The sequence below is a fragment of the Pseudomonas sp. MAG733B genome, assembly GCF_036884845.1.
In the GTDB taxonomy this organism is placed as follows: Bacteria; Pseudomonadota; Gammaproteobacteria; order Pseudomonadales; family Pseudomonadaceae; genus Aquipseudomonas.
The window spans coordinates 4,438,536-4,456,210 of sequence record NZ_CP145732.1 but is presented as its reverse complement, the minus strand read 5'-3'; the positions used below and the strand labels follow the sequence as shown (position 1 = coordinate 4,456,210).

General features: G+C 59.7%; 13 protein-coding genes and 1 pseudogene. 11 read left to right on the top strand and 3 right to left on the bottom strand.

The annotated features are described in order from the left end of the window. Nucleotides 1-269: 269 nt before the first annotated feature. The 3 genes from V6Z53_RS20300 (at nucleotide 270) to V6Z53_RS20290 (ending at nucleotide 5,252) form a co-directional block, all read left to right on the top strand. Nucleotides 270-989 carry an SDR family oxidoreductase gene (locus tag V6Z53_RS20300; protein WP_338581395.1) on the top strand — a complete coding sequence of 240 codons (720 nt, stop codon included), beginning with the start codon at nucleotides 270-272 and terminating at the stop codon, nucleotides 987-989. Nucleotides 990-1,134: 145 nt separating this feature from the next. Further along, nucleotides 1,135-2,052 carry an alpha/beta hydrolase gene (locus V6Z53_RS20295; RefSeq protein ID WP_338586539.1) on the top strand — a complete coding sequence of 306 codons (918 nt, stop codon included), beginning with the start codon at nucleotides 1,135-1,137 and terminating at the stop codon, nucleotides 2,050-2,052. A 377-nt stretch (nucleotides 2,053-2,429) separates the two neighbouring features. Then, complete coding sequence (locus V6Z53_RS20290) at nucleotides 2,430-5,252, top strand: winged helix-turn-helix domain-containing protein (protein ID WP_338581394.1); 2,823 nt, start codon at nucleotides 2,430-2,432, stop codon at nucleotides 5,250-5,252. 1 nt (nucleotide 5,253) lies between these two features. Here the strand turns inward: V6Z53_RS20290 and V6Z53_RS20285 are convergent, their stop codons facing one another. Further along, the gene (locus tag V6Z53_RS20285) at nucleotides 5,254-5,685 is read right to left on the bottom strand and encodes a hypothetical protein (RefSeq protein ID WP_338581393.1); all 432 of its coding nucleotides are present in this window, start codon (nucleotides 5,683-5,685) and stop codon (nucleotides 5,254-5,256) included. A gap of 167 nt (nucleotides 5,686-5,852) precedes the next feature. On the opposite strand from V6Z53_RS20285, the gene V6Z53_RS20280 reads away from it, so the two are divergent. Next, nucleotides 5,853-6,509: a TetR/AcrR family transcriptional regulator gene (locus V6Z53_RS20280; RefSeq protein ID WP_338581392.1), complete on the top strand. Its 657-nt coding sequence runs from the start codon at nucleotides 5,853-5,855 to the stop codon at nucleotides 6,507-6,509. Here the strand turns inward: V6Z53_RS20280 and V6Z53_RS20275 are convergent. After that, the gene (locus V6Z53_RS20275; protein ID WP_338581391.1) at nucleotides 6,502-7,392 is read right to left on the bottom strand and encodes a LysR substrate-binding domain-containing protein; all 891 of its coding nucleotides are present in this window, start codon (nucleotides 7,390-7,392) and stop codon (nucleotides 6,502-6,504) included. The genes V6Z53_RS20280 and V6Z53_RS20275 overlap by 8 nt on opposite strands. A 126-nt stretch (nucleotides 7,393-7,518) precedes the next feature. On the opposite strand from V6Z53_RS20275, the gene V6Z53_RS20270 reads away from it, so the two are divergent. The 4 genes from V6Z53_RS20270 (at nucleotide 7,519) to V6Z53_RS20255 (ending at nucleotide 12,591) form a co-directional block, all read left to right on the top strand. After that, nucleotides 7,519-8,865 carry an FAD-binding oxidoreductase gene (locus V6Z53_RS20270; protein ID WP_338581390.1) on the top strand — a complete coding sequence of 449 codons (1,347 nt, stop codon included), beginning with the start codon at nucleotides 7,519-7,521 and terminating at the stop codon, nucleotides 8,863-8,865. A gap of 35 nt (nucleotides 8,866-8,900) precedes the next feature. Then, nucleotides 8,901-10,547, top strand: a complete 1,647-nt coding sequence (locus V6Z53_RS20265) for an FAD-dependent oxidoreductase (RefSeq protein ID WP_338581389.1) — start codon at nucleotides 8,901-8,903, stop codon at nucleotides 10,545-10,547. Nucleotides 10,548-10,551: 4 nt separating this feature from the next. Next, the gene (locus V6Z53_RS20260) at nucleotides 10,552-11,721 is read left to right on the top strand and encodes an FAD-binding oxidoreductase (RefSeq protein ID WP_338581388.1); all 1,170 of its coding nucleotides are present in this window, start codon (nucleotides 10,552-10,554) and stop codon (nucleotides 11,719-11,721) included. Nucleotides 11,722-11,793: 72 nt separating this feature from the next. Next, entirely contained in the window at nucleotides 11,794-12,591 is a 798-nt protein-coding gene (locus V6Z53_RS20255; RefSeq protein WP_338581387.1) for a transporter substrate-binding domain-containing protein, read from the top strand. A gap of 92 nt (nucleotides 12,592-12,683) precedes the next feature. On the opposite strand, the pseudogene V6Z53_RS20250 reads toward V6Z53_RS20255, so the two are convergent. Further along, nucleotides 12,684-13,187: pseudogene (locus tag V6Z53_RS20250) on the bottom strand (SDR family oxidoreductase). A gap of 622 nt (nucleotides 13,188-13,809) precedes the next feature. Between V6Z53_RS20250 and V6Z53_RS20245 the strand changes: the two are divergent. From V6Z53_RS20245 to V6Z53_RS20235, 3 genes are all read left to right on the top strand, one after another. After that, the gene (locus V6Z53_RS20245; RefSeq protein ID WP_338581386.1) at nucleotides 13,810-15,060 is read left to right on the top strand and encodes an OprD family outer membrane porin; all 1,251 of its coding nucleotides are present in this window, start codon (nucleotides 13,810-13,812) and stop codon (nucleotides 15,058-15,060) included. Between the two features lie 160 nt (nucleotides 15,061-15,220). Then, the gene (locus V6Z53_RS20240; RefSeq protein WP_338586538.1) at nucleotides 15,221-16,576 is read left to right on the top strand and encodes an MFS transporter; all 1,356 of its coding nucleotides are present in this window, start codon (nucleotides 15,221-15,223) and stop codon (nucleotides 16,574-16,576) included. Nucleotides 16,577-16,661: 85 nt separating this feature from the next. After that, the gene (locus tag V6Z53_RS20235) at nucleotides 16,662-17,636 is read left to right on the top strand and encodes an AraC family transcriptional regulator (RefSeq protein WP_338581385.1); all 975 of its coding nucleotides are present in this window, start codon (nucleotides 16,662-16,664) and stop codon (nucleotides 17,634-17,636) included. The last annotated feature ends 39 nt before the right edge of the window (nucleotides 17,637-17,675 follow it).

The window sequence follows — 17,675 nt, the reverse complement described above, 5'->3', positions numbered from 1 at the left end:
GCGCTGTGCGAATAGAGAAATGCGCACAGCGCCCAGACGGAGTCGGCTTTCACCGTGTTTCACAGTGTTTCACGATGATTTACTAACCACGCTCCGAACCCGGGTCATACATTCGAATCGTCAAGGCAGACCGGTCCGTCCTTGCCTCCCGTTCAGCGGTGCGAGCAAAGCGCCGCCATCGAACCACGCAGGCAACGACTCGGACAGCGGTTCGCGGTGGCACGCGGACACATCAGGGTTTCCCCGGTACGAAACGTGAGGTGATTGATATGAGACTCAAAGACAAGGTTGTGCTGATCACTGGCGCCGCTGGCGGCATCGGCTATTCGGTATCGGAACTCTTCGCCAGGGAGGGAGCGACGGTAGTGGCCACCGACATTGTGGCACCTCCATCGCCATACCCTGCGGGTGTCGAGTCCATGGACCTGGATGTAACCAGCGAGGCCGAGTGGAAGAGGGTTGTCAGCGAAATCGTCAAGAAGCACGATCGCATCGACGTGCTGGTGAACAACGCAGGCATCATTGCCTACGAACCCCTGCACGAACTGCAAATGAAGGAGTGGCTGCAGATGATTGCAGTCGACCAGACGGGGGTTTTCCTCGGGATGCGCGAGGTCGTTCCGCTGATGAGAAAGCAGAAGTCGGGATCGATCATCAATATCTCATCCATCTGGGGCAGCGCCGCGGTGGGTGGAGCTCACTCCTACCATGCAGCCAAAGGCGCGGTTCGCAACATGTCGAAGAACGCGGCGATGACCTACGTCGCTGACGGGATTCGCGTCAACTCGGTACATCCGGGCTTCATCCATACCCCCCTTACCGATGCACAGGCATCTGAACTCAATGATGAGGTGATTGCCGCGACGCCGATGAAGCGAGGGGGCAAACCGATCGAGATTGCCTACGGCTGCCTGTACCTGGCTTCGGATGAATCCAGCTACGTCACCGGTACGGAATTGGTCATTGATGGCGGTTATCTGGCGCAATAGCGCTGCGGCGGGTGCAGCGCAATGTTTGATTGAAGAAACTCGCCGGCTCTACATGGAGCCGGCTAATGCAACGTTATCTGTCGACCAGCCCGATGAGTGTTTGTGTGGATCGGTGATCTGGAGCTTAAACCTGGAGGTTCTAAACATGCCCATTACGCCCATTGTTCAAGATCGGATCGACGCCTGGAATGCGGCAACGGTTGATTTTGGTCCGCTCATGCTGGGTGAGCCGGGATCCTGGTCTAGCGCCCGGACGCAATATCTGGAAGCGCTTACGGTCCACCCCACACCTGAGGGTGTGAGGGTGGAGGAGATCCAGATGGGGAGTGTGCCGGCCACCGTAGTGACTCCCGAATATGTCGAAGACGGCAGGGTCATGCTCTACATCCACGGCGGTGGGTATGTCGCAGGAAGCCCTTCGGGTTACCACGGCATCGCGGGAAATTACGCGAAGCTGCTGAAAGCGAAAGTTTACATGCCCGACTACCGGCTGGCGCCTGAGCATCCCTATCCGGCCGCCATCGATGACACGCTCGCGTCGTACAAGTGGCTTTTGCACCAGGGCATACCCGCTCAATCCATCGTCTTCTCGGGCGATTCGGCCGGTGGTTCAATGGTGGTGTCAGTGATGGTTGCTGCGCGGAACGCCGGTTTACCGCTCCCGGCGGCCGGAGTGGCACTTTCACCCTGGGCTAACCTGGAACACAGTGGTTCATCCATGACTACTCGCGACGGCATCGATCCCACCGTCAACCTGGGGGGGCTGAATCTGATGGCCAAAACGTTCCTGCAAGGTGCCTTGCGTAACGATCCCGGTGCTTCTCCCGTGTTTGCCGACGTGCGGGGACTGCCACCTATTGCAATCCATATCGGCGAAAGCGAAGTCATGCTCAGTGACGCGATGCGACTGGCTACACATTTGGCCGAGAACCGAGTCCGGGTAACCCTGGAAGTGTGGCCTGGCATGTTCCATGTATGGCACTTGTTCGCCGCCGTTTTACCTGAGGGAAGGCGTGCACTTGAAAACGCGGCCGCCTTCCTCGAAGGTGCGTGGAAACCATAAGCTCGCAGGGGAGGCTGAGAGCGGCACCTCGTCGCATCCCTTCCTCCCTGCCTCTGGCAAGGCGTACACCTTGGCGCACCCCGACATCACTTGAGCCTCGGGTGCGGACAACTGCAATCCTCCCATTTCCGCTTCTCCCTTCTTCGACGCCAGACAAGGCCACCGCCCCAAGCCAGTAAGGGGCGTTCAATCGTGAAACTTAAAGACATAATCTGCGGGCTCACCAAGGCCCTGACTCAACGACAGCCCATATAGCCGGTGCTACGATTCTTGATCGAGGTACAGAGCAACCAAGGCAGACATACCCTGGCTCAGGAGGGGCCGAAAGGCACACTTCATTCATTCGGCGAAACCGTTGGTCGTCGAAGGGGAAGACCATGAGCCATCTCTATGAGTTTGGAGCTTTTCGTCTTTACCCGGGAACACGGGTATTACAAAGAAACAAGCAGCATATTCCTCTCGGTGGACGTGCCTTCGACATACTGGTTGCGTTGGTACGATCACAGGGCAAGGTGCTGAGCCATTTGCAACTGATGGCGGCCGCATGGCCAGGTCTGGTGGTCGAGGACGCGAACATCCGGGTCCAGGTTGCCAGCCTTCGACGCTCTTTGAGCGGTGAGCAAGGTATTACCCGATACATCGTCAGTGTCCCCGGACGCGGTTATTACTTTGCGGCACCGGTCAATCAGCGGGAGTATGACGAGGCCAATGTGTCGCCTGACGAGGACGCCCGGCCGCTTTCTCACCTTCCGGTTCCCCTTGGCGGCGCGCTGGGTCGCAATACCTGCATCGAAGAACTGTCGCACCTGATAGCGGAGCATCGTCTCGTCACGATCGTGGGCGGTGGGGGGACTGGCAAGACCACGCTGGCTGTACTCACCGGGCATGCCTTGCAGGGTTTCGACGCCAGGTTTTTTGTCGACCTCAGCGCCGTGCAGCACGATGAAAGGGTGCTGGGGGCGCTGGCGTCGTCGTTGGGTTGCGAGGCTTCGCACGCGATGCAGTTATCTGACGTGCTTGAGCTGCTGTCGGACCAGAAAACCCTGATCATCCTGGACAACTGCGAGCACGTGATCGAGGCTGTAGCCGAACTGTCCCTGCGACTGGTTGAGAATTGCGCCAGCGTACATTTGCTACTGACGAGCCGTGAAGCGCTGCGGGTCATGGGAGAGCGCGTCTGTCTGGTGAAGCCGCTCGGTTTCCCACCCGAATCGAGCTCGGTGTCGGTCGACGACGCGATCAACTGGCCGGCGGTACAGCTTTTCATGACGCGAATTGCCGCCAGTGGAGCCAACGCTGAGCTGAGTGATCAGGACATGGCCAAGGTCGCTTGCCTTTGCCGGCGCCTCGACGGAAACCCACTGGCTATCGGCCTGGTTGCGAGCCAGGTTGGCGTGTATGGGATTGAAGGGGTCGAGGACCTCATTGCGAGCCAGCTTGCCCTGCACTGGCAGGGGCAAAGGGACGCACCGCCCCGACATCAAAGTGTTGATGCAGCGATTACCTGGACCTATGCGTTGCTGCCTGAGCGCGACAGGTTTGTTTTCTCGTGCCTCTCGGTGTTCGTCGGCGCCTTCAGCTGGGAAGCCGCAATAGAGATCATCGCCGACGATTCAGTGTCAGGCACTCAAGTTGTAGAGGCGCTTGATGCGCTGGTCAACAAGTGCCTGGTCAGCGTCATCGATGAGACGGACAGAGCCTATTTGAGGCTGCCCGAAACAACGCGGGTTTTCGCCAGCATAAAACTGGATCGCAGTCTCCGCAGGCACGCTGTTTTTCTGCGACACGCCTGTTATTACGCTCGAATGCTCAGGTCCGCACAGTCGCCTCAAAACTCAGGCAGGCAAGCACGGGATGTGTTGGAGTCGCTCGACATGGGCAACGTGCAGGCCGCTATTGAATGGGGTTTCACCAACGAACGAACAACAAGCCAGGCCGTCGAGATGGTACGCCTGGCGGTACCGTTTTTTCTGAACAAACTGCTCATCAATGAATGTACTCGGGTCTGTGACAGGGCCTTGCGGCAACTACCGGACGAGTACAGGTCCACAGATCTGGAGTTAAGCCTGCTGGAATCCCGTGCCTTGGTCTATGCATCGGTGGGGCAGTATGACGACAGCATGATCTGCGTGCTTCGACGGGGTATCGAAATCAGTCGAGCCTTGAATGATGGTCCATCAACATTGCATCTGCTGGCGGGCTACCATGTCGCCTTGCTCGACCACGGACGGTTCGACGCTTCATTGGAGATTGCGCAGCAATACGCAGAGCTGGCGAATCGAGAGGGCGCGGCAGGGCAGAGGGCGGTTTTAGAGTGGATGCAGGGAACGTCCTGTCATTTTCTTGGGGATCTGCAGGCTGCTGAAAGAGCTTTCCGCAAAGGCATGGCGCTACACAAGCTGCATGCACCGATTCGCCCGCCGTTTTTTGAAATCAAACAAAGGCTCATTGCCGACATTGGCAGAGCGCGCGTTAGCTGGGCCCTTGGATGGATGGACCAGGCCACGGCTTTGGCAAGGAAAGCTATTGAAGAGGCTCGAGATCACCCGGAGTCCTTCTGCGGATGCGCCACTCTCTGCTTTCCGATACTGCTCCAAAACGGAAAGCGGGAAGAGTGCGAGCGCCTTGTGCAAGAAATGACCGGCATCTCCAGCGAATACACGATGGGCACTCGGTATCGGCTGCCAGAAATGCTGCAGGCTCGATTGTGGCTTCACGCGGGTCGGTGTGAGGATGCCAGGGCGGCCTTGCTCAGCTGTCTGTATGAAAGCCCCGTCGTTCGCATCAGCAGCGCTTCGCGCATCGACGGGTTAAGGAGTCTGTCCGAGGCTTCGATGAGGTGTGGCGATTGGGCATGGGCGATCAATTGTGCGAACGAAGCCATCGAGCTGGCGCTGGTTACCGGCGAGCGCTTCTGTCTGGCCGATTTGTTGATCGCAAAAGCGGAAGGCATGCTGGGCATGCCAGAGCCCGCCTACGGCGAAATCAGTGAAATCATCGCCCAGGCCAGTGCTATCGCATCACAGCAGAAGGCTTTGATGTGGCAGCTTAGAATCGCGATGTTCGCCAGTAAATTCGAGCGCGCGCAAGGCACCGATAAGGGCGCAAAGGAGTGCCTCAGGCGAGTCTATGCATGCTTCACCGAAGGGCTCGAAACCGACGAGCTTCGAGCCGCAGCGTATCTTCTAGTGAGCACCTGAGTCACTTCCACAATCGTTGCCTTTCACTTGTCGCGCTGCTCAAGTTCTCGACCAACACTCCGACACGCGAAAACACCAAACAGACAAAAAGCAGCACGCTTGCGCCAATCAGGATTGAGGCGACGCCAATCAAGGGTTCCACGGCCGGGAAACCCTTGAGGCGCAGAGCGAGCGCTCCGAGCATCACCGGGACACCGACGTTGTAGGTCCAGAACTGTGCCGTAGCCACGCGCCCTTCGGCGATTGACGGGTGCATCGTGCCGATGAGTCCGAACAGGGCCATCGACACCCATCCCAACAGATTGACATGGGCATGTACCGCGAACAACGAATGGTCGCCGGACGCGCCCATTGTCACACCCATCACCACGCCGAGGGCAAAGTAGAGGGCTGCGAGCCGGAACCAGGTTCGTGAACGGGGATTGTGATTCATGACACTCACCTCATGCGCCCTGAGGCGCGCTCAGTTGCTGAAATATCGATGTCAAATCGTTGTGCCCGGCGCGGCGGTGGTGCTGCGCACTGGTCATTGGCATATCCCGTGCCGTGTGTCTATCATGAGACTTAAGTCTCACGAGTAGACGGAGTATCATTTATTCCATGACGAATTCGAAGTCAAGCCCGTCCGTCGGTGACGGCGACTCCCAAGGCCGCACCAACCAGAAAAACCGCACGCGTCAGGCGCTGATCGACGCTGCCATTGCCATGCGCGATGAGGGCCATAACCCGACGGTTGCGCAAGTGGCTGAGCGCGCCATGGTCTCGCGGGCTACGGCGTATCGTTACTTTCCCTCGATGGAGGCGTTGATCAGCGAGACGGCGGCCGATCGAGATTTGAAGCCGCTGGAGCGCTTCTGGCAACCGGGAGACGATCCGGTAAAGGGCATCGGACTGGCGGCGAACGCGTTGAACAAACTGTTGCTCGACGACGAAATCGGCCTGCACGTGATGGAGCGTTCGTTCATGACTGTGTGGCTGGAAAGTGAGACGCACGAGCCTCTGCGGCTGGGCCGACGCATGAGCTACATCGAGCCGATTGTCGATTCGCTCAAGGACGTGCTTTCACCCCGGGCACGCAAACGACTGAAGCAGGCGCTGTCGATTGTCATGGGCACCGAGGCGTTGATCGCCGTGCGCGATATCAGTGGCGCGAGCATCGAAGAATCACTCGACAGTGCCGCCTGGGCGGCGAGGGCGCTGGTTCGCCAGGCGCTGGCGGAAGATGAGCAAGCGCGACGCAAGCGCAAGGTTACTTGACGCTTTCGCTCCCGATTACATCTTGCTCCACCCACTCGATGAACTCGGAAAAACCGTTCGACCGTTTCACCCGCTTCGGATAGACCAGCGTGTAACGCGCGCCGGTAACTATGCTGCCTGAATGCACGCGCGTCAGTTGCTGGTTGAGCAATTCATCTTGCGTCAGCACGGCGTCGACGAGTGCGATGCCCTGACCGCATTTCACGGCGACGATCGCCGACTCCAGCGTATCGAAGGTCAGATGCGCGTTATCGGCGCCGGTTGAATCCGGGTAGTACTCATCCCAGCGACGCCAGTCGAGGCGATCCATGCTGGAGTCCACGAGCCGTGCGGTCTTGAGTACCTCTTCGGCGGTGGTTCCGGCGAGCAATGCCGGCGAGCACACCGGTATCAGTTCCTCTTCCCACAGATCCAGCGCTTCGAAGTCCGGCCATGTGGCGGTTCCGTAGGCGATCATCGCGTCGACCGATTCAAACGCAAAATCGGGAAAGCGGTGATACACCGTGTCGATACTGACGGTCACTTGCGGGTGCAAGCGATAAAACGCGGTGAGCCGTGGAATCAGCCAGCGCGCCGCCATGGTCGGGTGCGCGCGCAGGCTGACACTTTTTCCGACTGTGGCGAGCATGTGCGATGCATCCGACAGCAGGCCAATGACCTGCTCCGCAACCGGCACCAGCGACCGGCCTTCGGCGGTGAGCACGATCTTGCGCGTGTGCCGCTCGAACAGGCGGCTCTCCAGGCGCGCCTCCAGTTGCGCAACCTGCCGACTCACCGCGCTCTGGCTCAGGTGAAGCTGTTCACCGGCCTGGCCAAAATTGCCTGTCTTCGCAACCGTCAGGAAGGCCTGCAAAAGCTCGATGGATGGAAGTTGGCGGCTCATCGTTCTATGCGCTCCTCGCATGGGATTAATGCGGATACATCACTGTAATTTCAGCGGGTCGGGGCACATTCTTAGCCGAAACAGCGACGCGGCGCTACGCGTCATTTTCAACCTGACGGTTCCCCTATGAACATTCCAGAAGCAGCATTTGCCAGCGTGTCGACGCCCCAAGGTGAGCTCCTGCCTCGTGAAGTCGACGTGGCGATCATAGGCGCCGGTCTGATGGGGTGTGCGTGCGCGTACTACCTTAGCAAAGCGGGCGCCAAGGTTCTTCTCCTTGAAAAAAGCACGCTGGCGGGCCAGCAGTCGTCACGCGCCTGGGGCTTTGTTCGCCAGCAATCGCGTGACGAAGCCGAGGTGCCGCTGATGCAGGCCAGCATCGAAATCTGGCGTTCGCTGGAACGTGAACTGCAGACCGACCTGGGATGGCGCAACGACGGCTGCCTTTTCGTCGCGGGCAATGAAGCTGAGCGTGATGGATATGAATCGTGGCTGTCGGTCGCACGCAGCTTCTCGGTCGACACCGTGATGCTGTCGCCGCGTGAGGTGGAAAAGAAACTGCCGGGTTACGCCGTCCCGCAACTGGGCGGTTTGTTCACCGCCAGCGACGGCCAGGCAGAGCCCACGCTCGTGGCCCGCGCCTTCGCGATGCGTGCTCGTGAGCTGGGTGCGCACATCGTTGAGCATTGTGGTGCCAAAGGCATCGACGTTGCCGCCGGCCAGGTGGTGGGCGTTGAGACCGAGCGCGGTTACGTGAAGGCGAAAACGGTGGTGTGCGCTGCGGGCGTCACGACGTTCCGCCTGCTGAAGATGCTCGGCATCGACCTGCCGCAGCAACTGGTCAGGGGAACCGTGGCGCGAACCACGTCCGGGCCGACGCTGAGTGGCATCTCGACGATCGCCAACGGCGTGGGTTTTCGGCAAAGGCTCGACGGCAGCTTCAACATCGCCGACGACGCCCATGTCGACGTCGACATGACGCTCGGCCATCTGCGCGCTCTGCATTGGTATGCGCCTTCGCTGTGGGCTCACCGCAAATCGTTTCGCTTCAATCTCAACGGTGCCTGCCTGACCGATCTGCACCAGCGCATGCCGTGGTCGGAATCGGCGCGGCTAGGGGAGGGGATTCACGTCCGCAATCCGCTTATCCCACCGAATGAAAAAGGCTTGGGCACCGCCATGAGCGCACTCAAGGCCGCGTTCCCCGGGCAGTTGAATACGCAGATCGCCGACCGCTGGGCGGGCGCGATCGATGTATTGCCGGACGGCATTCCCGTCATCGACGCGCAGACCTCGCCACGTGGCCTGGCCGTTGCCACCGGATTCTGCGGCCACGGCTTTGCCATGGGCCCCATCGTCGGCAAGACCCTGGCCAGCTGGATCGACTCCGGCGACCCGGGACTGGATATGCGCCAGCTGCGTCTGTCGCGATTTGCCGAGGGCGACGTCAAGCCACCGTCGTCGCTGTTCTAGTCGTTGCCAATGCGTCATTTCTCGGGAGAAGTACGGTGACCAAACAAAACATCTATTACGATCCCGCCTCGGTGGCAGGCAAAGCGCCGCCGATCAGCGACGAAACCGATATTCTCATCGTCGGCGCCGGCCCAGCAGGGCTCGCCGCCGCATTGACCGCCGCCGGGCACGGCCTGCGCGTTACGCTGGTGGATGAAAATCCGGTCCCCCTCGAAACCATGGGCGAAGAGGTGCCGCTGCATTTCGGCGGCAGAATGGGCGCGGCGGTGGCCAACCGCAACAGCGTGCTGCAGACCCTGCTCGACGCCCGTCCGGAGATTGCCGAAGCGCTCGACGCCGGGGTCGATGTGCGTCTCGGCACGGCGGTCTGGGGACTGTTCCCGCAACAACCCACTACTGCGTGGATCGAGGGCGCCGTTGCCGGTCTGGCCGATGAGGAAAACGCCTGGCTGCTGCGTTTCAAACAGGTCATCGTCGCGGCCGGCAGACGCGACATGGGGCTGGCCTTTGATGGCTGGCATCGCCCCGGCGTCATGGGCGCCAGCGCGGCTCATCGGCTTGCGACCGTTTACGAGGCGCTGGATTGCAAGCGCGCCGTGCTGGTCGGCAGTGACACGCAAGCGCTGGCGACGGCTCATGCGCTGATCAGCAAGGGCGTGCGTATCGTCGCAATCATTGAGCAGGCCGGACACGTGAGCGGCGATTCGGCACTGCTCGGTTTGCTGGTCGAGCACGGCGCCCAGGTGTTGACCGGGCACGTGGTTCGCGAGGCGACCGGGGATGCGTTCGGCGTCCAGCGGATTGCCGCCATCGCCGTCGACAGGGAGGGACGTCCCGTTCCCGGTTCCCTGCACGAGATCGACTGCGACACGGTGCTGCTCGGCGTGGCTGCCATTCCCGCGATTGAACTGGTCGAGGCGGCGGGGTGCAGCACGACATTTCACGGCGACCGTGGCGGTCACGTCCCCGACATCGATCCTTTGCTGCGCACGTCGCTGCCCTTCGTCCTGGTGGCGGGTGATTGCGCTGGCGTATGGGCCTCAAAAAGCCTGGACGACAACATTTCCCGGCGCGAAGGCCGGCTCGCCGCGCAAACCGCACTGGCCGCGCTGGGTGTCGATATCAATGAGGCCGACACGGCGCCGATTCCTGACCTGCCTGTTTTCGACATCGCAAGCCATCGCTCGGCTTGGGTGCGTGCGTCCACTTTCCACGCGCAGAACCAACCCTTCGTGTGCTTGTGCGAAGAGGTGACGGCCAGCGAAATCCTTGGGCAACAGCCGCCGCGTTATCTCGACTGGACACCCGCCGATGCAGCGTTGAAAAACGCCATGCCAAACCCTTCGCCCAACCCGGATGTGACCAAGCGTCTGACCCGGGCCTGCATGGGCCCATGCCAGGGTCGTCGTTGCCGCGAGCAGGTGGCGACCTTGATCGGCATCGGCGCCGGTATGAGTGTCGAGGACATCGCGCTCGCCTCGTTTCGTCCACCGGTGCGCCCGTTGTCGCTGCAACAGGCCGGACAGGTCGAAGAGGTGCCGCAGATGCAAAGTCGATGGGATGCCTGGTTTGACATGCCGTCGCAGTGGACGCCGTTCTGGTTGTGCACCGGGCAACAGACTGTCGCCAGGCATCCGCTGGACGCCGCCCGACCTATCCATCCGTCGCATCACGAGGGCTGAGACCATGCAGGCAGTTACGAAATCGACCACCAGCGCCTCCGTCGTCATCATCGGTGGCGGCGTGACAGGATTGAGCGCCGCGTGGTGGCTGGCGCGCGATGGCGTCGATGTGCTGGTCCTGGACGCAAGCCTGATTGGCTGGGGCGCATCGGGACGTAACGGCGGCGGGTGCTCGCATCACCACAGTCCGTTGTTTGTCGAAGAGCAGCGGCTGTGGCCGATGATGGACGAACTGCTCGGTTATCCGACCGAGTACCGCCCGGATCGAATCAGCATCGACCTGACCGAACACCAGATTTCCCTCGATCAGAAAGTCGTGGATGAAGCCGCCTGGTACGGGTTGCGCGTCGACCTCCTGGACCCTCAGCAGGTACGTGAACTCGTTCCCTTTGCCGGTGACAACGTGCTGGCTGGCTACTACTACCATTTCGGCGGGCATGCCAATCCGCACCGTACCTTGCAAGCCTATGCGTGGGCGCTGAAAAACCTCGGCGGTCGCGTCCTGGAAAACACGCCCGTCGTCGGCATCGAGCGCCAGGGCGATCGTGTGTCGGGCGTGCGCACGGCCCAAGGCCTGATCACCTGCGATCACCTGGTGATAGCCGCAGGTCCGCATACCGGCGAATTGGCCGCGCAACTTGGCGTAGATATTCCGCTGGTTACTGCGCGCGCGGAGATGATCGTGACCGAGCCGCTTCCGTTGTTGGACGTCGGCGGGGTGGATGGCAATGGTTTGTATGGCCGGCAAACCATGCGTGGCAACCTGGCGTATGGTGGCGGCCCGCACGAATGGGTCGATCTCGCCGATCTGCGCGGCACGCGTCCGCAATCGACCCCGCTGCAATGCAACATCGCCAAACGACTCGCCGAACTGTTCCCGAAGGTCGCTCACAAACGGGTGATCCGCAGTTGGGCAGGGTTCATCGAAAACACGCCGGACGGTCGCCCCGTCATTGATCGTCCGGTCGAATTGGATAACGTCACTGTGGCAACGATGTCCGGTGTCGGTTTCGGGCTCTCTCCGGCGAGCGGTCATGCCATTCGCGATCTGGTGGTTGACGGGACGTGCAGTTTCGCCGATTTGTCTAGCTTCTCGCTCTCACGTTTTTCGGCCCTTGAGTCTGATTGGCAGGCCATCCAGGGATGGCTGCCGTTGCCCGCGCCTGCGGCGTAAAAACCAGTTGAATCGTAGTACGCAATTGAACCGTTCTATGTGCAACCATCCTCATAAAAATAAGGATCGACCATGAAACGAATGTTCCGCAATTTCACGTTGCTCGCCTCTATCGGCATGACGTTGTGTTCCTTCACGGCGCCCGCCAACGCCGCGGCGGAAACCCTGCGTTTTGGTGTTGCCGCGGAGCCTTATCCGCCGTTCCTGGTCAAGACCCCCACCGGACAATTCACCGGCTTCGAACCTGACCTGATCCGGGCGCTCTGCGAGCAGTTGAAAGCCGAGTGCGAGATCAAGGAAGTGTCGTGGGACGGCATCATTCCGGCCCTGCTCGCCAACAAGTTCGACGTGCTGTTCAACTCGATGGGCATCAGTCCTGAACGTCAGAAAGTCATAGCCTTCTCGCGTCCTTATTATGAGACGACCGGGATTTTCGTCGCCCAGAAGGGCGCGAACCTGACGCTGACACCGGAAGGCCTGGCCGGTAAATCCATCGGTGTGCAGGGCTCGACCACCAACGCCGAATTCATCCGCACCGCGTACGGCAAAACCTCTGACATCCGGATCTACAACACGCAGGACGACTGCAATGCCGATTTGCTGTCCGGCCGTATCGACGTCATGTTCCTCGACAAGCTCGGTGACATCGCTTTCCTGAGTTCCGCCGACGGCGCTGACTACGAAGAGAAAGGCACCGGCAGCGTGAAAATGGACCCATTGCAGTATGGGCTGGGAGTAGGGGCGGGCTTGCGCAAGAGCGACACCGCGCTCAAGGCGCGGATCGATCAGGCACTCACCCAATTGCATGAATCGGGCAAGTACACGCAGATCTCGCAAAAGTACTTTCCAGTGGATCTATGGCCACGTTGAAAGTCGGGGGGCAGTTGGATTGTCCATTCTCATTAGCCGGGCGTGTCCTGCAGAATCCTTCGCGATAGCCGCAAAGGATTCTGCCCCGTCCGTTATCGACCGGCGCTTTGGCCGCCGTCAACGTGCAGGATTTCTCCCGTGACGAACGCTGCCGAATCCAGGAACACAATAGCGCTGGCGATCTCGCTCGCTTCGCCCATACGTCCCAGCGGATGGAGAGAAGCCAAGCATTTCGTAGTATTCCTCTGTATGCATAGGCGTCTTGGTGACGCCCGGTGCAACGGCTAAACGCGAATGCCTTGCTTCGCGTACTCAATCGCCAGCGACCTGGTCACGGCGCTCAAACCGATGCCGGCGTTATTTACCAGCGTGTCGATTCGGCCAAATCGCGCGACAGCTTCGTTGATGACACGCTGCGCAGTCGCCGGATCACCGATGTCTCCCGCTACCGTCAGGATGTCCGGGTCTTCTGACGGCTTGATCTTGCGGGACGTCGCGACTATCCGGTAGTTGAGCCCTCGGAACGCCTTCACGACTTCAGCCCCAATGCCTTGTGACGCGCCGGTAACGATGACTACCTTTTGCGGTGCACTCATGTTTTTTTTCTCCAGACATGTACTCGTTTAGCTTTGACGCCGATCAAGCCGACGACTCTGCAGCACTCGGTTGCACTGCAAGTTGTCGCGCAGGCGACCTCGAAGCGATACAGACCCACTGACGAAGCTTGGCCATGTCGCAAGTTTAAAGAACCGGCCGTTGGCGTCTGTCATGCGTTGGTAGAGGCTGTAGATACATACGTATGAGCGACTTGGTACCCATGTATATGCGGCGCTGTCAAAGCAGACGTTCACCCGAAATTGCTCCTGGAATTCGCGATTCGGGTGTATGGACTCGCCATTCCTCTCGCCGCACTCCGCTTCTGAATCATCTAAGGGAAATCTTTAGCCGGGTTGGAGTTTTCCCCCCTGCGGATGCTGTTCGTCTTAATACCCGCGGCGCGTCTACTGACTTACCTTGCATGGACAAGAGGCGTGTCGCCTTGACGGACTGCTCCATTGAGCTCGTCAGGCGTTTTACCCCATAACAACAAGAGGCCTGACAATGCTCGAACCCATCGTCATTTACATCCCTCAGGCCATCCGCCTTTGTTTTTAGTTTGATTCTGCTCCTGCTCCTATAAATACAGTGCCCAAGCACATACAGATGTGGAGATGTCGGATGTTTCAAGTAAAACAGTCTTGCCGTGGGCTCGGTATTGCCGGCGCGTTGGGAATGATGTGTTCACCCTTGGCAGCGCAGGCCGATGTAATTGATGACAGCCACTTCAAAGTGGATACGCGTAACTTCTACTTGCACCGTAACTACACCAATACCAATGCAGTCGATTCTGAAGTGCATAGTTGGTCCCAGGGTTTCGATGCGCAGTTCACTTCCGGTTACACCGACACAGCACTGGCCATCGGCCTTGATGTGGACGCGCAATACGCCGTTCGCCTGGATTCGTCGGGCAACGACGGTTCGCTGCCGTATAGCGTCAGTGATCGGCAGACGGCCGATGACTACAGCCGCGCCGGCGCAACCTTCAAGATGCGCTACAGCAAGACCGAGTTGAAGGTCGGTGATCTGCGCCCGCAATTGCCGGTGGCGTTCGATGACACCAGTCGGCAACTGGATACGATCTACCAAGGGGCCGTGGTCGAATCCAAGGAAATCGATGGGCTGACGATGACCGGTGGCCGTTTCTGGTCGGCCGTGACACGAGAGTCTTCCAACCACGAGAAGCTCTACAAATATGGCTCCACCGATAATCTCGACAGCGATGGCCTGGACTTCGGTGGCGTCACTTACGACATCAGCAAAAACCTGCAAGCCAGTTACTTCTATGGCGTGCTGCACGATATTTACCAGCAACACTATTTCGGCCTGATGCATATGGCTGATCTGGGCAATGGCTACAAACTTAAAACCGACTTGCGCTACTTCAATAACAATGAAGACGGCAATGCGCTAAACGGTGAAATCGACAACCGTTCCTATGGCGGCTTGTTCAGCTTGCTCAAGGGTGCTCACATGTTTGGCCTCAGTTACCAGCGCATGCTCGGTGACAGCGTGTTCCCGACCATGAACGGTTACATCCCACAGCCTTATCTGGTGCACTGGTCGTCCCTGGGGTTTGTCCGCCCGGGTGAAAAGTCCTGGGGCGCGCGCTACAGCTATGACTTTGCCGGGATGGGCATGCCGGGGCTGAAGCTCTACACCCGCTACATCAAGGGGACCAACTGGAACCGTGGCGGCAACCTGAGCGACAACCAGGAAAGCGAACGCTTTCTGGGGCTCAGCTACGTGGTGCAGAGCGGGGCGCTGCAAGGCCTCGGGCTGGATGTGCGCAACATCGATGTGAAACAAAAGTACGGTTACGACTACAACGAATTCCGTGTCGCCACGACCTACACCTGGAAGTTCTGGTAAGCCCGGTTCATCCGGCGATTGACCCCATAACAATAAGAGGCCTGACCATGTTCCAACCCCTTGTCCTTTACATCTGCCCCGCAACTTCCCAGTCGGTGTCTTGTGCACCGTCACCCGGCGCGCTGCGCGCATGAGCGGATTCCAAGAGGAGCAAACCCTAGTGAATATTCAGGTCAACGACGCGGTCCTGCAGAAGAAGAAAACCTACATCTACGAGTGGTATGTGGTCGGCCTGTGCATGATCGCCTACATCTTTTCGTTCGTGGATCGGCAGATCCTCGCGCTGATGATCGAGCCGATCAAGGCTGACCTGCAGATCAGTGACACCCAGTTCAGCTTGCTGCACGGCTTGGCGTTTTCGTTGTTCTACGCCTTCATGGGCATGCCCATCGCCTATCTGGCGGACCGCTTCTCCCGACCGAAAATCATTGCCGTCGGCGTGGTGTTCTGGAGTCTCGCGACCGCCGCTTGTGGCCTGAGCAAAAACTTCCTGCACATGTTCCTCGCACGCATTGGCGTCGGCGTCGGTGAAGCGGCGCTGTCGCCTTCGGCGTACTCGATGTTCAGCGACATGTTCCCCAAGGAAAAACTCGGTCGCGCCGTAGGCATCTACTCAATCGGTTCGTTCGTCGGTGGTGGCCTGGCCTTTCTGGTGGGCGGCTATGTGATCGCGATGCTCAAGGACATGAACACCATCGAGGTGGCCTTTCTCGGTGCGATGAAGGCCTGGCAACTGGCGTTCTTCATTGTCGGTTTGCCAGGTATCGTCGTCGGCCTGCTGATCTGGCTCACCGTGCGTGACCCGGCGCGCAAAGGCCTGCAAGTCGATGCGCAGGGCAAGGCGAAGAAGGTCGCGATGAGCGATGGCTTGCGCTTCCTGGGTCGCCACCGTGCCACCTTCACCTGTCATTACCTGGGCTTTTCGTTCTACGCCATGGCCCTGTTCTGCCTGATGAGCTGGAGCCCGGCGCTGTACATCCGCAAGTTCGGCCTGTCGCCCATGGAGGCGGGCTACATGCTCGGCACAGTACTCTTGGTGGCCAACACCGCCGGCGTGCTGTTCGGTGGCTGGCTCACCGATTATCTGGCCAAGAAAGGTCATCAGGACGCTGCCATGCGCACTGGCGTCATCGGTGCCCTCGGCATGGCGGTGCCGGCCGTGCTGTTCTCGCAAGTCGATCAACTGTGGTTGTCGGTGACTCTGTTGGTGCCGGCGATGTTCTTCGCTTCGTTCCCGATGCCGGCGTCCACGGCAGCCATGCAGATCCTCGCGCCGAATCAGGTGCGCGCACAGGTCTCGGCGGTTTTCCTGCTGATCAGCAATCTGCTGGGATTGGGGCTGGGCACCACGCTGGTGGCACTGTTGACCGACCGTTACTTCGGCTCGCCGGCGGCGGTGGGTTCGTCGATGTCGCTGGTGATCGCCGGTGCATCGGCCTTGACCGTACTTCTGCTGTGGCGTGGTTGCCGTCATTTCCGCGAAAGTTATGCCCGTGAGTACCCGACCCGGGCTTGATGGGGCATAGTTCATGATCGGCGCCTCGGCCTCGCTCCCTTTTGAAGGAGCGGGGCTGAGCCGCTTCAGATCGGGAGAACCCTCGATGTTGAATGACGTACACCTGCTGGAGCGGCACAGCCTGCTCAGCTCGGCCGATTACCGTGAGATCCAGGACAAGGTCAGCCAATACCTGTGCCCGCACAGCTTCAACGTGCTGCGTGACGAGCCGATTCACACCCGGCTCAACGGCGTATTCTTCGGCGATTCGGCGCTGCTCGACTTGCGCTATGGCGCGCCGGTGGAAATCACCATCGGCGACATTGCCGACCAGTACCTGTTTCGCATTACCTTGCAGGGGCACTGCGAAGTGGCCCACGGGCGACGCAGCGCGGCGATGCAGTCGGGCTGCTTGAGCGTTTCCTCGCCGTTCGCGCAAAGCCGCATCGTTACCGATGGCGAGTGCCGCAACCTGATCTTGCGCGTCGACCGGGATGCCCTGGAGACGCAACTGCAACGCCTGCTCGGCCGCAGCCTGCGGCAGTCAGTGATCTTCGATGTCAGCGTCGACCATTTGGGCGCCGGCGTCGTCAGCCTCTATCACACCCTGGACTATATCTGTCGGCTGTACGGCAGTGGCGTGGACGGTTCGCGCCTCGCCAGCGGCTTGTCCGAATACTTGATGCAACTGCTGCTCACGCAGTTACCGCATAACTACTCGGCGGACCTCTTGATCGACGCGCGCGCGCCGCTGCCGCACCACGTGAAGAAGGCCCGCGACTACATCGAGGAACACCTCGACCAACCGATCAGCCTGACCACCCTGAGCGAGCTCTGCGGTGTCTCGGTGCGCACCTTGCAGAACGGCTTCAACCAGTTCCTCCAACAGGCGCCGGTCGAGTACATCCGTGACCGGCGCCTGGCGGTGATCCATGAGTCGCTGAAGCAGGGCAGGGCCGGTGAAACCGTCACCGACATCCTTTTGCGTCACGGCATCAACAGCTTCGGGCATTTTTCCAGCGCCTATCGGCAACGTTATGGCTGCCTGCCGTCGGACACCCTGCGGCGACAGAAGCACTAAGACTTCTGCGTAATCCGTAACACGGTTGCGCAATCGGAT

Coding starts and splice junctions, on each gene's coding strand:
- V6Z53_RS20280 (WP_338581392.1), top strand. CDS start 5,853: ATGACGAATTCGAAGTCAAGCCCGTCCGTCGGTGACGGCGACTCCCAA.
- V6Z53_RS20285 (WP_338581393.1), bottom strand. CDS start 5,685: ATGAATCACAATCCCCGTTCACGAACCTGGTTCCGGCTCGCAGCCCTC.
- V6Z53_RS20270 (WP_338581390.1), top strand. CDS start 7,519: ATGAACATTCCAGAAGCAGCATTTGCCAGCGTGTCGACGCCCCAAGGT.
- V6Z53_RS20235 (WP_338581385.1), top strand. CDS start 16,662: ATGTTGAATGACGTACACCTGCTGGAGCGGCACAGCCTGCTCAGCTCG.
- V6Z53_RS20275 (WP_338581391.1), bottom strand. CDS start 7,392: ATGAGCCGCCAACTTCCATCCATCGAGCTTTTGCAGGCCTTCCTGACG.
- V6Z53_RS20255 (WP_338581387.1), top strand. CDS start 11,794: ATGAAACGAATGTTCCGCAATTTCACGTTGCTCGCCTCTATCGGCATG.
- V6Z53_RS20295 (WP_338586539.1), top strand. CDS start 1,135: ATGCCCATTACGCCCATTGTTCAAGATCGGATCGACGCCTGGAATGCG.
- V6Z53_RS20260 (WP_338581388.1), top strand. CDS start 10,552: ATGCAGGCAGTTACGAAATCGACCACCAGCGCCTCCGTCGTCATCATC.
- V6Z53_RS20290 (WP_338581394.1), top strand. CDS start 2,430: ATGAGCCATCTCTATGAGTTTGGAGCTTTTCGTCTTTACCCGGGAACA.
- V6Z53_RS20300 (WP_338581395.1), top strand. CDS start 270: ATGAGACTCAAAGACAAGGTTGTGCTGATCACTGGCGCCGCTGGCGGC.
- V6Z53_RS20245 (WP_338581386.1), top strand. CDS start 13,810: ATGTTTCAAGTAAAACAGTCTTGCCGTGGGCTCGGTATTGCCGGCGCG.